Source organism: Pseudomonas sp. FYR_7 (assembly GCF_043106155.1).
Lineage (GTDB): Bacteria > Pseudomonadota > Gammaproteobacteria > Pseudomonadales > Pseudomonadaceae > Aquipseudomonas > Aquipseudomonas parafulva_B.
In genome coordinates this window covers 81,627-99,282 of record NZ_JBICMI010000077.1, presented here as the reverse complement: position 1 = coordinate 99,282, position 17,656 = coordinate 81,627, and the positions used below count along the sequence as shown (strand labels likewise).

The 17,656-nt window shown below is 57.3% G+C and carries 15 protein-coding genes; 8 read left to right on the top strand and 7 right to left on the bottom strand.

Going from position 1 to position 17,656, the window contains the following annotated elements; genetic code table 11:
• Positions 1-259: 259 nt before the first annotated feature.
• Complete coding sequence (locus tag ACF8R3_RS19445; protein ID WP_196185266.1) at positions 260-2,311, top strand: TonB-dependent receptor; 2,052 nt, start codon at positions 260-262, stop codon at positions 2,309-2,311.
• Positions 2,312-2,422: 111 nt separating this feature from the next.
• Positions 2,423-3,607, top strand: coding sequence for a C17 cyclopropane fatty acid synthase CfaB (gene cfaB, locus ACF8R3_RS19440; protein WP_196185265.1), 1,185 nt, complete (start codon positions 2,423-2,425; stop codon positions 3,605-3,607).
• A gap of 70 nt (positions 3,608-3,677) precedes the next feature.
• Here cfaB and cls read toward each other — a convergent pair whose 3' ends face one another.
• A complete protein-coding gene (gene cls, locus ACF8R3_RS19435; protein ID WP_196185264.1) occupies positions 3,678-5,117 on the bottom strand; it encodes a cardiolipin synthase in 1,440 nt (479 codons plus the stop codon).
• Positions 5,118-5,247: 130 nt separating this feature from the next.
• On the opposite strand from cls, the gene ACF8R3_RS19430 reads away from it, so the two are divergent.
• The gene (locus ACF8R3_RS19430; protein WP_058602724.1) at positions 5,248-5,775 is read left to right on the top strand and encodes a DUF3617 domain-containing protein; all 528 of its coding nucleotides are present in this window, start codon (positions 5,248-5,250) and stop codon (positions 5,773-5,775) included.
• Here the strand turns inward: ACF8R3_RS19430 and folE2 are convergent.
• Positions 5,759-6,664 (bottom strand): GTP cyclohydrolase FolE2, encoded by a 906-nt coding sequence (folE2, locus tag ACF8R3_RS19425; RefSeq protein ID WP_392516029.1) that lies wholly within the window; start codon positions 6,662-6,664, stop codon positions 5,759-5,761. The genes ACF8R3_RS19430 and folE2 overlap by 17 nt on opposite strands.
• A 222-nt stretch (positions 6,665-6,886) precedes the next feature.
• On the opposite strand from folE2, the gene zigA reads away from it, so the two are divergent.
• Genes zigA through ACF8R3_RS19410 form a run of 3 tightly spaced genes read left to right on the top strand, consistent with a single transcriptional unit; the run spans position 6,887 to position 9,724 of the window.
• Positions 6,887-8,095 carry a zinc metallochaperone GTPase ZigA gene (gene zigA, locus ACF8R3_RS19420; protein WP_392516028.1) on the top strand — a complete coding sequence of 403 codons (1,209 nt, stop codon included), beginning with the start codon at positions 6,887-6,889 and terminating at the stop codon, positions 8,093-8,095.
• A complete protein-coding gene (locus ACF8R3_RS19415) occupies positions 8,092-8,712 on the top strand; it encodes a DUF1826 domain-containing protein (protein WP_329602546.1) in 621 nt (206 codons plus the stop codon). Before zigA ends, ACF8R3_RS19415 begins: the two co-directional genes overlap by 4 nt.
• 40 nt (positions 8,713-8,752) lie before the next feature.
• Complete coding sequence (locus ACF8R3_RS19410; protein ID WP_392516027.1) at positions 8,753-9,724, top strand: CobW family GTP-binding protein; 972 nt, start codon at positions 8,753-8,755, stop codon at positions 9,722-9,724.
• On the opposite strand, the gene ACF8R3_RS19405 is transcribed toward ACF8R3_RS19410, so the two are convergent.
• Positions 9,725-10,117: a DUF3301 domain-containing protein gene (locus ACF8R3_RS19405; protein WP_058602729.1), complete on the bottom strand. Its 393-nt coding sequence runs from the start codon at positions 10,115-10,117 to the stop codon at positions 9,725-9,727.
• A gap of 119 nt (positions 10,118-10,236) precedes the next feature.
• Between ACF8R3_RS19405 and pdxY the strand changes: the two genes are divergently transcribed.
• A complete protein-coding gene (gene pdxY, locus ACF8R3_RS19400; RefSeq protein ID WP_058638785.1) occupies positions 10,237-11,109 on the top strand; it encodes a pyridoxal kinase PdxY in 873 nt (290 codons plus the stop codon).
• Here the strand turns inward: pdxY and ACF8R3_RS19395 are convergent.
• A complete protein-coding gene (locus ACF8R3_RS19395; RefSeq protein ID WP_023532667.1) occupies positions 11,106-11,591 on the bottom strand; it encodes an acyl-CoA thioesterase in 486 nt (161 codons plus the stop codon). The genes pdxY and ACF8R3_RS19395 overlap by 4 nt on opposite strands.
• 330 nt (positions 11,592-11,921) lie before the next feature.
• On the opposite strand from ACF8R3_RS19395, the gene ACF8R3_RS19390 reads away from it, so the two are divergent.
• Complete coding sequence (locus ACF8R3_RS19390) at positions 11,922-13,682, top strand: cation:proton antiporter (protein ID WP_058638786.1); 1,761 nt, start codon at positions 11,922-11,924, stop codon at positions 13,680-13,682.
• 75 nt (positions 13,683-13,757) lie between these two features.
• Here the strand turns inward: ACF8R3_RS19390 and ACF8R3_RS19385 are convergent, their stop codons facing one another.
• The 3 genes from ACF8R3_RS19385 to uvrD form a co-directional block, all read right to left on the bottom strand.
• On the bottom strand, positions 13,758-14,165 hold the full coding sequence (locus ACF8R3_RS19385; RefSeq protein WP_023532298.1) for an SMI1/KNR4 family protein: 408 nt from the start codon (positions 14,163-14,165) through the stop codon (positions 13,758-13,760).
• 277 nt (positions 14,166-14,442) lie between these two features.
• Positions 14,443-15,297 (bottom strand): Tim44 domain-containing protein, encoded by an 855-nt coding sequence (locus ACF8R3_RS19380; protein WP_058602732.1) that lies wholly within the window; start codon positions 15,295-15,297, stop codon positions 14,443-14,445.
• A 167-nt stretch (positions 15,298-15,464) separates the two neighbouring features.
• Positions 15,465-17,651, bottom strand: coding sequence for a DNA helicase II (uvrD, locus tag ACF8R3_RS19375; RefSeq protein ID WP_058638787.1), 2,187 nt, complete (start codon positions 17,649-17,651; stop codon positions 15,465-15,467).
• Between the last annotated feature and the right edge of the window lie 5 nt (positions 17,652-17,656).

The following is a 17,656-nucleotide window of genomic DNA, read 5'->3' as shown; positions in this document are numbered from 1 at the left end:
CAAAACCCCCGTTTTTCACGGGGGTTTTTTATTGGCGATTTTTCATGCTCTTGCGCTTCAGAGTTGGTTGGGCCGAAACCATACACCCAATACTTCCTGCGGCCCTCTCGAATCTCGGTGCTTTAACATCAGATAGATGGAATTGAGTTGATATATCATAACGTTTAATTGGTTATGATATAACGTCTAAAGGCTCAGCACTTTTTAGCGAGCTTACCGGCACCTGATCTCTTCCCTGTCTACTCACCCAGGAGCACCCATGCGAGTCACCCCGGCCTCCCTTGCCATGTTCACGGTAATGGTTACCCCTGAACTGTTCGCCGACCAACCCGGCAGTTCCACAATCACCCTTGGCGCCGTGAACATCACGCAAGACGCCAAGGTGGCGCTGAGCACCGAGAACGTGCTCACTTCGGTCGATGTGCTGGGCGGTGATCAGGTCGAGGACAAGAACGTCATGAACAGCTGGCAGCTGCTGGGCCAAATGCCGGGCATTCAGCTCACCGAAACAGGGCAGGGGGCCGAATCGGGCAAGGTAACGTTCCGCGCTTTCAACGGCGAAGGGTACATCAACGGTATCAAGACGCTGATCGATGGGATCCCGAGCAACGTCAACAGCGGCAACCAGCGCTTCATCGACATGATCTTTCCCCTGGATATCGACTACATCGAAGTGGTCCGGGGCACGAACGACCCGCGTTACGGGTTGCACAACATCGCGGGCAACATCAACTTCGCCACGCGCCAAGGCGGCAACTATATAGATAGCCGGCTGACCTATGGCAGCTTCGACACCCGTGAGGTGCAGTTGGCGGTCGGGCGCGAGGAGGGGAATTTTGCCCAGAACTACTTCCTTGCCAAGCAGGACAGCAATGGCTACCGCGATCACAGCAACTCGAACAAATATGCGCTGGGAGGTAAGTGGTTCGTTAGCAACGACGAGCAGAATTTCCGCATTGGGCTGATCGCGCGCCTGTACCATCACCAGGCTCAGGAGTCCGGGTTTCTAACCCGTGAACAGATGCACGTTAGCCGCACGCAATCACCGGCAAAGAACGCCAATGACGGTGATGACCGCGACATGAAGCATCTCAGCCTGCACGCGGATTGGCAGCTCAATGATGACCTGAGCCTTAGCAGCAAGCTGTATTACAACGACTACAACGATGACCGCACCATCACCTTCACGGACTACCGCCCCGGTAACGCGCCCCGTCAGCGTCGGCAATGGGACGAACAGCAGACGGGCATGCTCAATAACCTGACATGGCGCGTGAACGAGCACCTTACCCTCGACGGCGGTGTCAACTACGAGGAACAGGACAACCGCTACGGTCGCGAGCGCTACAGCTTCAGCCTTCCGACCAACTTCGATACCGTACCGGCGCGCGTGCAGAATGACGATCGCTACACCCTGCGCAACACCGGTGCCTATGTTCAGGCCGTTATCCAGCCCATCGAGTCACTGAAGATCATACCGGCCATGCGGGTGGATAAGTTCACCGGCAATACGCAGCTCTTGGGTGGCGTCAAAGGCTCGCTGCAAGACTACGGCTGGATCCGACAGCCCAAGCTGAGCGTCATTTACAGCGTTACTCCCGATATCGACGTTTACGCCAATTGGGGGCGTACCTTCCAGATACTCACCGGCTCTACCGAGCCCGCCTACCTGACCCCAGGGCAGCCTTCATACGATCCGTCGATCAACACAGGCAAAGAAGTCGGTATCAAGTTCAGACCGTTCGAGGGCGCCCAAGCGCGGGTCGCGATCTGGCAGCAGGATGCTACCGATGAAGTAGCAAACATGCCCAGTACCGGGACCACGGTCGGGCTGGGTGAAACGCGCCGCCGCGGTGTGGATTTGCAGATCAATGCCCAGCTGGATGATCAGTGGACTGTCTATGCCTCCCACGCCATCCAGGAAGCCAAAGTGATCAAGGCGTTTTCTGCTGCCGGGCAATCACTCTCGGGTAAGGAGGTGTTCTCCACGCCTCGGTACGTGAGCACCGTGGGTGTCGATTATCGTTATAACGATGACTGGAAGTTCGGTCTGCAGGGCAGGGCACAGGGGAGCTACTACATAGACGAGCTCAACGAGCAAGGCAAATACGGTGGGTTTGTCGTCGCGGACGCCAGCGTCAGCTACCGCATCACGTCCGCTGCCAGCGTCGATGTGCAGGTCAAGAACCTGCTGGATCGCAAATACGAATACGTTTGGTACGACAACTTCTTCTGGGGCGGTGAGGACCAGGCGATGTTCTCGCCGGCACCTGGTCGATCAGCATTCGTTTCCCTGAATCTGAAACTGTAGACCCCGCTTGCAACGTTCGTTTTACAGACAGTTCCTACAGATGGTCTACGCTGAACCGGTGGCTTTCGAAATGTCTTGGGTCTTGCCCCGTACATGGGAAGGAAGGGTTACATGCTTGATCAGCTTCCGCCGGCTTTGCAGAGTCTACACCTGCCGTTGCGTTTGAAATTGTGGGACGGCAACCATTTCGACTTGGGCCCCAGCCCGCAAGTGACCATTCTGGTCAAGGAGCCTCAGCTCATTTCCCAGCTCACCCATCCCAGCATGGATGAGCTGGGTACCGCTTTCGTGGAAGGCAAGCTCGAGCTCGAAGGCGACATCGGCGAGGCTATCCGTGTTTGCGACGAGCTCAGCGAAGCACTGCTGCCCGACGATCGCGATCACGCTCCCCAGCGCCTGGCCCATGACAAGCGAACCGACGCCGAAGCCATTTCCTACCACTACGATGTGTCCAACGACTTTTACCGGTTATGGCTGGACCAGGACATGGTTTATTCCTGCGCCTATTTCCGTGAGCCGGACAACACACTGCAACAGGCCCAGCAAGACAAGTTCGATCACCTGTGCCGCAAGCTGCGCCTGGCGACCGGTGACTATTTGCTGGATGTGGGATGTGGATGGGGAGGTCTGGCGCGCTTCGCTGCACGTGAATATGGGGCGAAAGTCTTTGGCATCACGTTGAGCAAAGAGCAGCTCAAGCTCGGCCGGGAGCGTGTGGAGGCCGAAGGCCTGGGCGACAGTGTAGACCTGCAGATTCTTGATTACCGCGACCTGCCACAAGACGGGCGCTTCGATAAGGTCGTCAGCGTGGGCATGTTCGAGCATGTCGGTCATGCCAACCTCCCGCTGTATTGTAAGACGCTATTCGGCGCAGTGCGCGAAGGCGGCCTCGTCATGAACCATGGCATCACGGCCAAGCATGTGGATGGCCGCCCGGTGGGTCGAGGCGCTGGAGAATTCATCGACCGCTACGTATTCCCGCACGGTGAGTTGCCCCACTTGTCGATGATCAGCGCCGCTGTCTGTGAGGCTGGATTGGAAGTGGTCGACGTGGAAAGCCTGCGCATGCACTACGCCAAGACTCTGCACCACTGGAGCGAGAACCTGGAAAACCAGCTGCACAATGCGGCTGCTTTAGTGCCGGAAAAGACACTGCGTATCTGGCGTCTTTATTTGGCAGGTTGCGCCTATGCGTTCGAGAAAGGCTGGATCAATCTGCATCAGATACTGGCGGTCAAGCCCTACGCGGATGGCCATCATGATCTACCTTGGACGCGTGAGCATCTCTACCGTTAGCGCTCACCTCCTGTGTGCCAAGCTTCACCGAACTCGCTCCAGGAGTGAGGTCGGTGAAGCTTGGCGCGTTTTACAACACCGGTGAAATCAACCTTGCGATGCGCATGCCCACCTGCTGTAGCCGATGGGTGGCCTCGGTTTCCTCAACCGTTATCTCTCGCGCATTGGCAAAGTCTTCGTTGAGCATGCGTTCGACCGTATCGGCGAATGCCTTGTCGATGGTGAGCAAGGTGATCTCGAAGTTCAGACGGAACGATCGATTATCCAGGTTGGCGCTGCCGACAGCGCTGATGTCGTCATCCACCAACACGACCTTCTGGTGCAGGAACCCAGGCTGATAGCGGAACATGCGTACACCGGCGCTTACCGCTTCGAATGCGAACAGGCTGGAGGCGGCGTACACGATCTTGTGGTCTGGTCGAGACGGAATCAGGACACGCACATCTACCCCGCGTAGGGCTGCTAGCCGCAGGGCAGCGAATACCGCTTCATCGGGAACGAAATACGGGCTCGTTACCCAGACGCGATGCTTGGCCGAGTGGATAGCCTCCAGAAAGAACAGCGAGCAGGTTTCCTTGGAGTCTGCAGGGCCACTGGCCAATGCCTGGCACAGAACGCCGTCATCCGGATAGTTGTCCTGGAGGATCAGGGGAGGCAACTGCCGAGTTACCCAGTACCAATCTTCAGCGAACGATTCCTGCAGGCACGCTAGCACTGGCCCACTGATTTGCACATGAGTATCACGCCAGGGGGAAAGCTTGGGGTTAGCGCCCAGGTACTCGTCGCCGACATTGTGACCACCCACAAAGCCGACCAAGCCATCAACCACGACGATCTTGCGATGATTGCGAAAGTTGACTTGGAGGCGATTGAACAAGCCTCGACGGGTAGCGAATGCATGTATCTGCACACCTCCTGCACGAAGCCGCTGGCTGTAGCGGCGGGGCAGGGAATGGCTGCCGACACCGTCATAAAGCACAAACACCTGAACGCCTTCGGCCGCCTTGCGTAGCAGTATCTGTTGCAAGGCCCGCCCAAGTTCATCGTCATGGATGATGAAAAACTGCACCAGTACAACGCGCGTCGCTTTCTCGATGGCTTCGAACACCGCCTCGAAGGTGCGCTTGCCATCAATCAACAGCTCGACCTGATTATTGGCCAGGCACGGCATTCGGCTGAGTTTGGGCATTGCGCGCAAGGCAGCGTAGCTGTCCGATGCGCGAGCGGCGAGAGCTTCTTCGACCCAAGGGCGCCAATTCAGGCTGGCCATGGCGACATGCATTTCCTGATTGGCCTGGCGCCTGGCCTTTATGTAGGCATTGAAGGAGCGCGCACCGAATATCAGGTAAGGAATGAGCGTCAGGTAAGGAATGAAGAAAAGCGGCATGGCCCAAGCGATGGCGCCTTGAGCAGTACGGACTGTGAACAACGCATGGAGCGCGGCGATAATACCTAGCAGATGAATCACGCCAAGTAGATAGCCAAAAAAAAGGGGGCTGTGGTAATCCATATGCATCCTGCTTGTCGAATACACCTTAGGTAACAGAACACGAACGTGGTTCGCCTGCAACAAGCGGTTCGTTTCAACGTCTAACTCAAACATCGTCGGGGTGACCGGCATTTCCAGGAGTGTGTTTTCCATGAAAATTCGTATGCCGTTGCTGGCGCTGGCCTTGTGCGCAAGTAGCGTCACGGCCCAGGCTCAAATGCTTCAACCCGGCTTGTGGGAGCTGACTACCAGCAATATGCAGGTCGATGGCAAGCCGCTACCTGATATGGATTTCATGCTCAGCCAGTTGAAGAACCTACCGCCCGATCAAAGGGCGATGATGGAAGGCATGCTTGCCAAGCAAGGTGTCACTGTGGGTGGTAAAGGGGTGCGTTCCTGTCTTACCCCTCAGCAGGTGGCAACCAATGACATTCCCCTGCAGGATCCAAAGTCCGGCTGTACTCAGAAGATTACCGATCGCACCGGCAACGTTTGGAAGTTTCAGTTCAGCTGCCCCAAGGCCCAGGGCAATGGCCAGGCTACCTTCCTGAGTGACAAGGAATTCACTACTCAAGTAAGTGGCACTTTCAATGCGTCGGGTGTTCAGCAGCAGGGCAGCATGAATACACGTGCGGTATGGCTGGGCAATGACTGCGGTACGGTCAAGCCTCGGACGTGATGTTCCACTGCCACTGGGCAGTTGCTACGGCGTCGTGGGCATGCAGGCTTTCAGCATGTTCCACGCGCACTTTGAACGCTTTACTCCATTCCATAGCCCTTAGCGCCGCATAAACTCGCCTGGCTGCGTCCTCGCAAAACATCAAATTTTGTCCATTTGCCAGGGCGAATGCTTGCTCATCGGCGCGCTTCACGGCGGTTTGTACCGCAGTGCCCAAGGCTTGCTCGGCCTTGTCTACCACCTCGGTTATGGGGAGATCAGGATGATTATCCTCGAGCCTGACACTTATCTTCGCCATGCTCCTCTGGCTGTGAGGCGTTGCCACGATGCCTTCCGAAGTGCCCAGCCACGCAACGGCCTCATCACTATCCACGTTTCCTGTGCCAAATCGCACTTGAAACTGTCGCTGAATAAGCTGTCGAGCCAGCGCCGCTGAACAAGGGCATGTAGACGAGTAGGGTATCGAAACGGATAGTTCCACGTGGAACATTTCATGTTCGATCCGTGCATGGATCTCGACGTCATAGCTTTTCCACCCGGCAAGAGGACTAACCAAGGCAGGCCGTTTAAGCAAATGCTGATAGCTCAATCGCACGTATGCCGCAGACGATTGCCCATCATGACTGTTGAGAAAACTCGCTAAAAGCCGACGCAGCAGCAGCGGACGCAGCGGCTCCTGTTCAAGATCTTCAAGCGCCAGGTACAGACGCGACATGTGTATGCCGCGTGAGCTGCCATCCACAAGGTCCACACCCGCATCTACCGTAGCTGCTACCAGACGACCCCCGATCTGCATCGGCATGGCTATACCGCACATCCCTACCCAGTCCAATGGTGTGGTGGAATTCAGATGCTGTGCAGCGACGTCGGGAAGCGGGGGATGGGACATGGGATTTCCAAGGCTATGCGTGTATGTGGAACATTGGGTCCACTGCGGATGGGCGCAGTGAGGTAGCGGCTGAGTCGTCAGCAATGCGCCGTGAAATGGGCTGGTCGTTTTCTATTCATTACACAGAGCTCTCGTCAGGAACCACTTGGCTAAATTGTATTGTTACTTTATAACATTATGCAATGCATCGTTTCGAATGCGCCTGTGTGATGAGGTTTTGCCATGTCCAATCGTCTTCCTGTCACTGTGCTCTCCGGGTTTTTGGGCGCAGGGAAAAGCACGCTTCTCAACCATGTTCTGCGCAATCGCGAAGATCTTCGTGTCGCGGTCATCGTCAATGACATGAGTGAGATCAACATTGACGCCAGCGAAGTCCAGCGCAATATCACCCTTAACCGGGCCGAAGAAAAGCTGGTGGAGATGAGCAATGGCTGCATCTGCTGCACGCTGCGTGAAGATCTGCTTGAAGAGGTTGCACGCCTGGCCGAGGCGGGGCGCTTCGATTACCTGCTGATTGAATCGACTGGTATCTCAGAACCTCTGCCTGTGGCTGAAACCTTTACCTTCCGTGATGAGCAAGGCCGCAGCCTGTCGGATCTGGCGCGTCTCGACACCATGGTCACCGTAGTGGATGCCTTGAATTTCATGCGTGATTATCAAGCCGCGCAGAGCCTGGAAAGCAGTGGCCAGACATTGGGAGAAGACGATGAACGCTCGATCAGCGACTTGCTGATTGAGCAGGTAGAGTTTGCTGACGTATTGCTGTTGAGCAAAATCGATCTGGTCAGTCAGGCCGAACGGGAAGAGCTTTCAGCCATCCTCCGTAGCTTGAACCGCCGAGCTCAGATCATTCCAATGGTCATGGGTCAGGTTCCCCTTGCCAGGATTCTGAACACCGGCTTGTTCGACTTCGACCAGGCAGCGCAAGCGCCCGGCTGGTTGAAGGAGCTTCGCGGTGAACACACACCGGAAACAGAAGAATATGGCATCCAAGCGACCACCTGGACCGCACGGCGGCCTTTTCATCCGCAGCGGTTCCATGACTTTGTCCACACGCCCTGGAGTAATGGCCGGTTACTACGTTCTAAAGGGTTCTTTTGGTTGGCGAGCAAATATAAAGAAGCGGGCAGTTGGTCTCAGGCAGGCGGCATGATGCGCCATGGTCTGGCTGGTCGCTGGTGGTGTTTCGTACCCCGCGAACAGTGGCCGGAGGATGTGGATAACGTTGCAGCCATTCTTGAACATTGGTTGCCAGATACTGGCGACTGCCGGCAGGAGTTGGTGTTCATAGGTCAAGATCTGGATGTGGCTCAATTATCCACAGCTCTTGATCAGTGCCTGTTGACGGATGAAGAAATGGCACTCGAGCCCATGGGCTGGTTGCGTTTTCCCGATCCATTCGGCCCCTGGGACGAGCAGGTGGCAGCGTGAGTAAGCCAGAGGCTGTGGATATCCGTCAGGTGTTTGGCCAGACTCCCCAGGCAATGGCGCAAGTCCTGCAGGACGGTGTCAATCTCGCTGTCTGGCAGCGACAACTTCCGCCTCAGCTTCACGACTTTGCAGAAGTTGTGGCGGGGCTTAGTGGATCGTTAGCGGATCAGCGGGTGCTCGAGGTCGATGAGCATCAGGTCCCAGTGATCGACGCGCTGCTGCAGGAGGCTGTGGATATCTACGGCTATGACGCTTTCGTCGCGGATGTCACATGGCTCGTGTCGGCTTATAGCTGCTTGCTTGGCGCGCGCCGCGTGGGTTTGCGCGTACGTGCACTGACCAGTCCGATGTGCCCATGCTTCCATGTGGATAACGTTCCGCTGAGACTGATTACAACGTATGCGGGACCGGGTAGTGAGTATGTGCCGGAGCAGGAAGTGGCGCGAACTGCATTGTCCACAGGCTATGCCGCTGTGGATAAGGTGATGCGCCTGAATGCTGGTGACGTGGCGTTATTCAAGGGCGAGCGCTGGGAGGGCAATGAAGGCGCAGGCGTCGTACATCGTTCCCCTTCAGGGCCACCCCGGCTGTTGCTGACGCTTGACTGGCTAGCCTGACAGCGCATAGTTGAGCAAACCGTTCGCTTGAAGAACCCTCATGCTCCGCAATATTCCCACCCATGTCATTGCTGGCCCGCTGGGGGCCGGCAAGACCACACTGATTCATCACCTGCTTCAGCAGAAGCCTGATCACGAACGCTGGGCCGTATTGGTCAACGAATTCGGGGCAGTAGGGCTGGATGCGGCACTTTTGTCCACAAGCCGGAACGGCATCGCGATAGCCGAAGTGGCAGGGGGCTGTTTGTGCTGTGTCAATGGGGTGCCGTTCCAGGTAGGCCTGGGCAGGCTTCTGCGCCAGTGCGAGCCGCACAGGCTGTTCATAGAACCATCCGGTCTGGGCCATCCCCTTCAATTGCTTGATCAATTGGCCCAGGCGCCTTGGCACGATGTGCTGACAGTTCAGCCGTTGGTAGTCGTTGCTACACCCGCGTCTCTGTGTATTGGCAAGCAACTATCAACTGCCCAATCAGCGGCATTGGAAGCCTGTGAGACGCTAGTTATCAATAAATCCGAGGCTGTGGATAAAGATTTCAAGCTGTTGATAAATCAAGAATTTTTAGGCAAAAGGTTGATATGGACGACGCAGGGTCGGCTTCCTTTCAAATGCCTACCTGTTTATCAAAACCAGATTGTTGACAGCCCTAACACCAATATCGGGATTGTCGACAATCTGCCAAAGGCACCGCTGGCTCTTTGGACGAACCGGCGTGAGCCGATACGCCAGGTATTTCAAGGAGAGGATGGGTGGAGCATAGGCTGGCGCTGGCACCCCGCACAGCAGTTTTATCCACAGGCAGTAGATGAGCTGCTGAAGACGTTGGCGTGGCGACGTGCCAAGGGTGTTATCCACACTGCACAAGGAAGGCGCTCCTTCAATGCACTAGAAGGTGAGTTGGCACCTTGGCAGCCCAGTGAATGGGCAGCCGACAGTCGCCTGGAGTTGATTTTCGAAAGGCCTCAGCCTGTGGACGAGCTGCAAGCCCGCGTGCAGGAGTGCCTTATGCCTTGATCAGTTGTGCCAACGGTCATGTTGTTGGCGCCACTGCTGCATTTCGATCACATTGTCTGCGCGTGGGGGCGTCTTGATTTCGAAGGGGTAGGGTGCAAGCTCTATCTGCACGCTGTGCGCGCCGAACTGAGTCACGGTACCAGGGTGACGTTGCTCTCCCGTCACGGTAAATTCGAAGCCGTAAATGCGTGCCAGACGCTTGCGACCGTTGGCATCACGCACGAAGGCAATACGTTTGAGCGCGACGGCGTCATCCAGCAACTGAAGGTCAAGCTTTGCGCAATGTTGTTTGACCCTTTCCAAGGCCTTCTCGCGCAGACCGTGGTTGTGCCACAACCAAGCGCCTGCCGTGGCCATCACCATCAGGACAAACAGATTCTCCAGGGTCAACATGTGCGTAGGCTCCAAACAGATCGATCCAGCTTAACTGCGTCCTTGGCCTGTCGTACAGGTGGCAATCACGTTCATACTGCGCGTTGCATGATTCTTGAACAGCTTTGGAAATGACTCGCATGAAACGTACCCCGCACCTGCTCGCCATCCAGTCTCATGTGGTCTTCGGCCATGCCGGCAACAGCGCTGCGGTATTTCCCATGCAGCGTGTCGGCATCAATGTGTGGCCGCTCAACACGGTGCAATTCTCCAATCACACCCAGTATGGCCAGTGGAGCGGAGACGTGCTTGCTCCAACGCAAATTCCTGCGTTGGTGGAAGGCATTTCCAACATCGGTGAGCTGGGGGAGTGTGATGCCGTGCTCTCGGGCTACCTCGGCAGTGCCGAACAGGGGCGCGCGATTTTGGAAGGCGTGGCGCGAATCAAGGCCGTCAACCCGCGGGCCTTATACTTGTGCGATCCGGTCATGGGTCATCCTGAGAAAGGGTGCATCGTATCGCCGCAGGTCAGCCAGTTTCTGCTGGAGCAAGCGATCACCAAGGCTGACATTCTGTGCCCCAACCAGCTGGAGCTAGACAGCTTCTGTGGCCGGCGCGCCGCATCACTGGAGGATTGCGTAGGCATGGCGCGCAGTCTTTTGCTCAAAGGGCCCAAGGTTGTGCTGGTCAAGCATCTGGCTTACCCAGGACGCGCAGAGGACCAGTTCGAGATGCTGTTGGTGACTGCCGAACACAGCTGGCACCTGCGCCGCCCACTGCTGGCCTTCCCGAAGCAACCGGTGGGCGTGGGTGACCTGACTTCCGGTCTGTTCATGGCGCGGGTACTGCTTGGCGACAGCTGGGAGCAGGCATTCGAGTTTGCAGCCTCCGCCGTACACGAAGTACTGCTGGAAACTCAAGCCTGCGCCAGTTACGAGCTACAGCTGATACGTGCCCAGGACCGCATAGCCCACCCGCGCGTGCGTTTTGAAGCGAGGCTGTTGAGCGCTTAGACGCCGTCGGTTTTCAGGTTCTGGTAGCGTTTTTCCAGTTCCTGGCGAATCTGCCGTCGCTGCTGGCCTTGCAGGAATCGGCGTTTCTCCTCGCTACTCTGCGGTTGGCGCGGCGGGACCGAGACTGGCCGTCGATTATCGTCCACGGCCACCATGGTGAAAAAGCAGCTGTTGGAATGGCGCACCGAGCGTTCACGAATGTTCTCGGTAACAACCTTGATACCGACCTCCATGGAGGTATTGCCGGTGTAGTTCACCGACGCCAGGAAAGTTACCAACTCGCCCACATGCACCGGCTCGCGAAAGATGACCTGGTCGACTGACAGCGTGACTACATAGGAGCCTGCATAGCGGCTGGCACACGCATACGCGACTTCGTCGAGGTACTTGAGCAGCGTGCCGCCATGTACGTTGCCAGAGAAATTCGCCATGTCGGGTGTCATCAAGACGGTCATGCTCAGTTGGGCGTTTCCAGGTTCCATAAAATGCTCACGGTAAGATTGCGCGCAATCGCGCCAAAGGCTAGCAGGGGCTCTGTTCTGATGAGGCGGCAGCCTGCGTTTAACGGGACGCTCCCATGCTTTGAGGCGTCACGCTGTTTACGCCAGTGACGGCCTTATAGCAGCCGATCTGTTTCATCATATTGCATCGACGGTTCATGGGAAGACGCGATGTTAATCTGAGTACGCCCATGCAACATGGGCAGTCTTTCAATGAATACAGTGTGTACTCGCTGCTTGCTTGGGCCCGCCTCGGCGCAGGCGCGGTCTGCCTGGTAGAACAGCCCAAGACGAGAGAAGGAGAATCACGTCATGCATGCCATCAGCTTCATTCAGGACCTGGCGGTCATCATGCTGGTTGCAGGCGTGGTCACCATTGTTTTTCATCGTTTCAAGCAGCCAGTGGTCCTCGGCTATATCGTCGCCGGTTTCATCATAGGCCCTCACACGCCCCCCTTCGGTCTCATTCACGACGAAGACACCATCAAAACCCTCGCCGAGCTCGGCGTGATCTTCCTGATGTTTTGCCTAGGCCTTGAGTTCAGTCTGCGTAAGCTGTTCAAAGTGGGCGCCACGGCCTTCATAGCCGCCTTTCTGGAAATTGTGCTGATGATCTGGATCGGCTTCGAGATTGGGCGTTGGTTCGGCTGGAACACCATGGACTCCTTGTTTCTGGGCGCCATTCTCGCCATTTCCTCGACCACGATCATCGTCAAGGCTCTCAATGACCTGAAGATGAAGAACGAACGGTTTGCACAGCTGATATTCGGCGTGTTGATTGTCGAAGACATACTGGGTATCGGCATCATCGCATTGCTTTCGGGTATCGCCGTCAGCGGCACCGTCAGTTCGGGAGAGGTATTTTCAACCGTCGGCAAGCTGTCGCTGTTCATGATTGTTGCCTTGGTGATTGGCATTCTGTTGGTACCGCGCGTACTGGCTTATGTGGCCAAGTTCGAAAGCAACGAGATGCTGCTGATCACAGTGCTGGGTCTGTGCTTCGGTTTTTGCCTGCTGGTCGTGAAACTCGAATACAGCATGGTCCTGGGGGCCTTCCTGATTGGTGCCATCATGGCCGAGTCGCGGCAGTTGCTGAAGATCGAGCGTTTGATCGAACCCGTCAGGGACTTGTTCAGCGCTATATTCTTCGTCGCGATCGGTTTGATGATTGATCCGCAGGTATTGGTCGACTACGCCTGGCCGATTTTGGTCATCACCTTGGCCGTTGTATTGGGCAAGATGCTGTCCTGTGGAATGGGCGCTTTCATCGCGGGCAACGACGGGCGCACGTCGTTGCGGGTAGGTATGGGCCTGTCTCAGATTGGCGAGTTTTCCTTCATCATTGCGGCCTTGGGGATGACCCTGCAGGTGACCAGCGACTTTCTCTACCCGGTGGCAGTCGCCGTCTCGGCCATCACCACGCTACTGACGCCCTATCTGATTCGCGCCGCTGATCCGCTGTCGATAAAACTGGGCAACGTAGTGCCTGGGCGGCTGGCTCGTGTGCTGTCCTTGTACGGGGAATGGCTGCGCAATATCCAACCCCAGGGCCAGAGTGCCATGGTAGCGGCGATGATACGGCGCATACTGTTGCAGGTAGGTGTGAACCTGGCATTGGTCATCGCCATATTCTTCAGCGGCGGTTACTTCGCAGGGCGGCTTGGCACTTGGCTCAGTCAGTGGGTGAGCGATGTGAGCCAGCAGAAGGCGGTGATCTGGGGGGCTGCGCTACTGCTCTCGCTACCATTTCTGATCGCGGCTTACCGCAAACTCAAGGCCCTATCGATGCTGCTGGCTGAGATGGGCGTCAAACCGGAAATGGCCGGGCGCCATACTCAGCGCGTACGGCGCGTGATTGCAGAAGTCATTCCGCTGATTTCGCTGCTGGTGATCTTTTTGCTGCTGTCGGCGTTGTCGGCGAGCATTCTTCCCACTAATGAACTGCTGCTGATCATTGCCATAGTGGCAGCGGTGGTGGTCGCCTTGCTGTGGCGTTGGTTCATCCGGGTGCATACACGCATGCAGATTGCGTTGCTGGAAACGCTGGAGAACAACCGGGACAACGGCCACTGACCCTGTGGCGAACGCTGCAGGCGGGCCGTGCTCACGGCCCGCAAGGTCCTTAGACCGAGGTGAGGGTGAGCCTGATCAGCTCTCTAGCCAGACGTCCCGTGCCCAATGCCAAACCGATTCCCAGCTGTCCTCACCGACAAGTTCCTCATCGGCATCCCACAGCACCACGGTGCCATCTTCCTCGACGCAATAGTAGTTGTCGCCGTCCTGGCACAGCGGAATCAGTTCCCGAGGCACCCCGGCGTCCCAGGCATTTGCTGCAACGTCCGGAAGGTAGGTGTGCGACTGCGGGTCAGTCACTGTGACAGGTTCCAGCGAGCCATAGACGACGTCGCTGACGTTCAGCAGAAATTCCTTGAACACGAACGGAATGTTGATGAACAGCTGCTCTTCGATTTCAACCAACTGATCCTCGTCTGGAAGCTCAAGGGGGACCGGTACTGGCTCGTTGGCTTCACGGAGTTGTTCGATCACTTCTTCCACGATTCACTTCCTCTGACCTAGATGACAACGCTGCGGGTTATACCCTAGTAGTGCGCTATGGCAAAAGCAAAAACCCCGGGGAGGCCCGGAACACTGTTCACTTGTAATCGTCGGGCCGCAGGGCAGCGCCAAGTGAGCAGCATCACGGGGCAAACCCGAGGTTTTTTTTGGACAGCAGGACAGGGTTAACTGTTTTGAAGAATACTTGCGGCGAGCCAGAATTGTTGGGGCCGCGAAGCGGCCCCACGTAACAACTGCTTTGAATAGCAGGGCTGGATTACCCGTTCTGACGGATACCCGCGACCAGCCAAGGCTGGTTCTCGCCCTTGGCGCGTACCATGTGCCAGCTCTCGCTGAACTGTTCACCTTGGTCGAAGCGCGAATTCTTCGATACGCCACGGAAGGTGAGGGTAGCGTCAGTACGGTCGTCACGCTCATCCACGCCGTCCAGCTGTACATCAAGGTTGTCGATGTAAGTGGACTGGAAGCCATCACCCAGCTCGGCACGCTCGCGCTTAAGGAACTCGAGCATCTGCGGGGTCACGAACTCGGCGATCTTGTCCATTTCATTGGCGTCCCAGTGCTGCTGCAGCGACTGGAAGTGGTTACGGGCAGCTGCCAGGAAGCTTTGTTCGTTGAACCAGGCTGGCGCGTTGATGACAGGCGATGGCGCTGCCGCCGGTGCAGCCGAACCGCCGAAGATGTTTGGCTGTGCGGCCTGACCATGCACTTCACGTTGCATGGGGGCATTGCCAGGCATGGCCATGTGCGGCTGCTGCTGACGTCGCCGTGCGGCGATGAAGCGGAACACCAGGAAGGCGATGAGCGCGATGATCAGGAAGTCCATGATCTGGAAGCCTTCGAAGCCGTCACCCATGAACATGGATGCCAGCAGACCACCGGCGGCCAAGCCCGCCAGGGGGCCCAGCCAGCGCGAAGCACCACTGGCGGCGGCCGGTGCGCGGCCAGGAGCGGTCGGCGCGGCAGCAGGCGTGTTCGGCGTAGCTTGACGGGTCTGGTGAATAGGCGCGGAGCCAGCGCTCTTGCCGCCGCCAAATCGCTTGGCGTTGGCGTCCAGGCTCAGCGTCAGGCCGACGCAGAGCGCCAGTGCGATGCTAAGAAAACGTTGCATAAATGGGATATCCCCTGTTGTGGATTGCACGCGCGTCATGGTGCACATGTTCCAAGGCATATGACCAGCGACATAATGTTTCGAGCTTTTGCTTGATATGACTTATTTGAGCAGGCAACGACGCAGGCGTTCCTACTTGAGTTCGCCCCTGGACTGACGGCCTGTCCTCAGATTGCTTCAAGCTTGGCGTAGCCCACCATCAACCATTTGCTGCCTTCGGCAAAGTTGACCTGTACACGAGCCTGGGCCCCGGAGCCTTCGAAGTTCAGGATGACCCCTTCACCGAAAACGGAGTGCTGCACGCGCTGGCCGAGGTTGAATGCGGTTTCGGGGATATCCGCATTGGCAAACAGGTGGCTGTTGAGGGCTGTCTTCGGAGTGCCGAACGGGCGGCTGACACTGTTCGACAAACGTACTTCCTGCACCAGACCAGCCGGAATCTCGCGTACGAAGCGAGACACCTTGTTGTAGGTCTCACTACCGTAGAGCCGTCTTGTCTCGGCATACGTCATGACCAACTGACGCATGGCGCGGGTAATGCCCACGTAGGCCAGGCGGCGTTCTTCCTCAAGACGACCTGGCTCCTCCAGGCTCATCTTGTGCGGGAACAGTCCTTCCTCCATGCCCACCAGGAACACGTAGGGGAACTCCAGACCTTTGGCACTGTGCAAGGTCATCAGCTGCACACTGTCCTCGTGCTCGTCAGCTTGCGTGTCGCCGGCTTCGAGCGAGGCGTGACCAAGGAAGGCGGACAGTGGGGAGAGGTCGGCGTCCTCTTCGGTCGATTCGAAGTTGCGCGCTGCGCTAACCAGTTCCTCAAGGTTTTCCACCCGTGCCTGACCCTTTTCACCTTTTTCTTCCTGGTGATAGATGATCAGCCCGGACTGTTCGATGGTGGTCTGCGTCATGGTATGCAGCGGCATGTCTTCGACCTTGGCCGCAAGCCCGTCGATCAACTCGATGAACGCACCCAGCGCGCTGGCAGCCCGGCCCTTGAGCGCTTTTGCGGCGATGAGCTGGCACATCGCCTGCCACATCGAGACCTGGCTGTGACGTGCATGCTCGCGAATGGCCTCGACGGTTTTCTCGCCAATGCCGCGCGGCGGCACGTTGATCACGCGTTCCAGCGCCGCATCGTTGCCGCGGCCTTCAATCAGTCGCAGGTAGGCCATTGCATTCTTGATCTCTGCACGCTCGAAGAAGCGTTGGCCACCATAGATACGGTAGGGAATCCGCTCGCGCAGCAAGGCTTCCTCGAGCACCCGTGACTGGGCGTTCGAGCGATACAGAATAGCGATTTCGTCACGCGCGTTGCCTTGCTTGATCAGGCTTTCAATGGTCTCGACCACATAGCGTGCTTCGTCGTGTTCGTTGTAGGCGGCGTACAGCGTAATGGGTTCACCTTCACCCATGTCAGTCCACAATTCCTTGCCCAGGCGCCCGCTGTTATTGGCAATCAGGGCGTTGGCAGCCTTGAGGATGCCCCCGGTGGAGCGGTAGTTCTGCTCCAGGCGGATCAACTCGGCATCTGGGAAGTCGGCCGTGTACTGGTGGATGTTCTCGATCTTGGCGCCGCGCCAGCCGTAAATCGACTGATCGTCGTCCCCCACCGCCATCAGGCTGTCGCCCCCACGGGCCAGCAGACGCAGCCAGGCGTACTGCACGGCGTTGGTATCCTGGAACTCATCGACCAGCACGTGACGGAAGCGGCGTTGGTAGTGGGCCAACAGGCCTGGGTGATCGCGCCACAAATCCAGGGCGCGCAGCAGCAACTCGGAAAAATCGATGACACCGGCGCGCTCGCAGGCCTGCTCGTACGCGGTGTAGACATCGCGCATGGTGGTCAGGAACAGGTCGCCACCTGGCTGAATGTGCTGCGGGCGCAGGCCTTCGTCTTTCTGGCCGTTGATGAACCATTGGGCCTGGCGTGCCGGCCACTTCTGTTCGTCCAGCCCTAGCTCGCGCATCACCCGTTTAACCAGGCGCTGCTGATCGTCGCTGTCGAGAATCTGGAAGTTCTGCACTAGCCCCGCTTCCTGCCAGTGGGCACGCAACAGCCGATGCGCCAGACCGTGGAATGTCCCCACCCACATCCCTGCAGGGTTGATGCCCAACAATTGCTCGATCCGGTGGCGCATTTCAGCAGCAGCCTTGTTGGTGAAGGTCACCGACAGGATCGAGTGCGGGGATGCCTGCTCCACCTGGATTAGCCAGGCGATGCGATGCACCAGCACACGGGTTTTACCGGAACCGGCGCCAGCAAGCACCAGTTGACGCCCGACCGAAGCCGCTACAGCCTGGCGTTGGGCATCATTGAGGGAATTCAGCAGGAGGGAAAGGTCATCTGTGCTCATCTCGC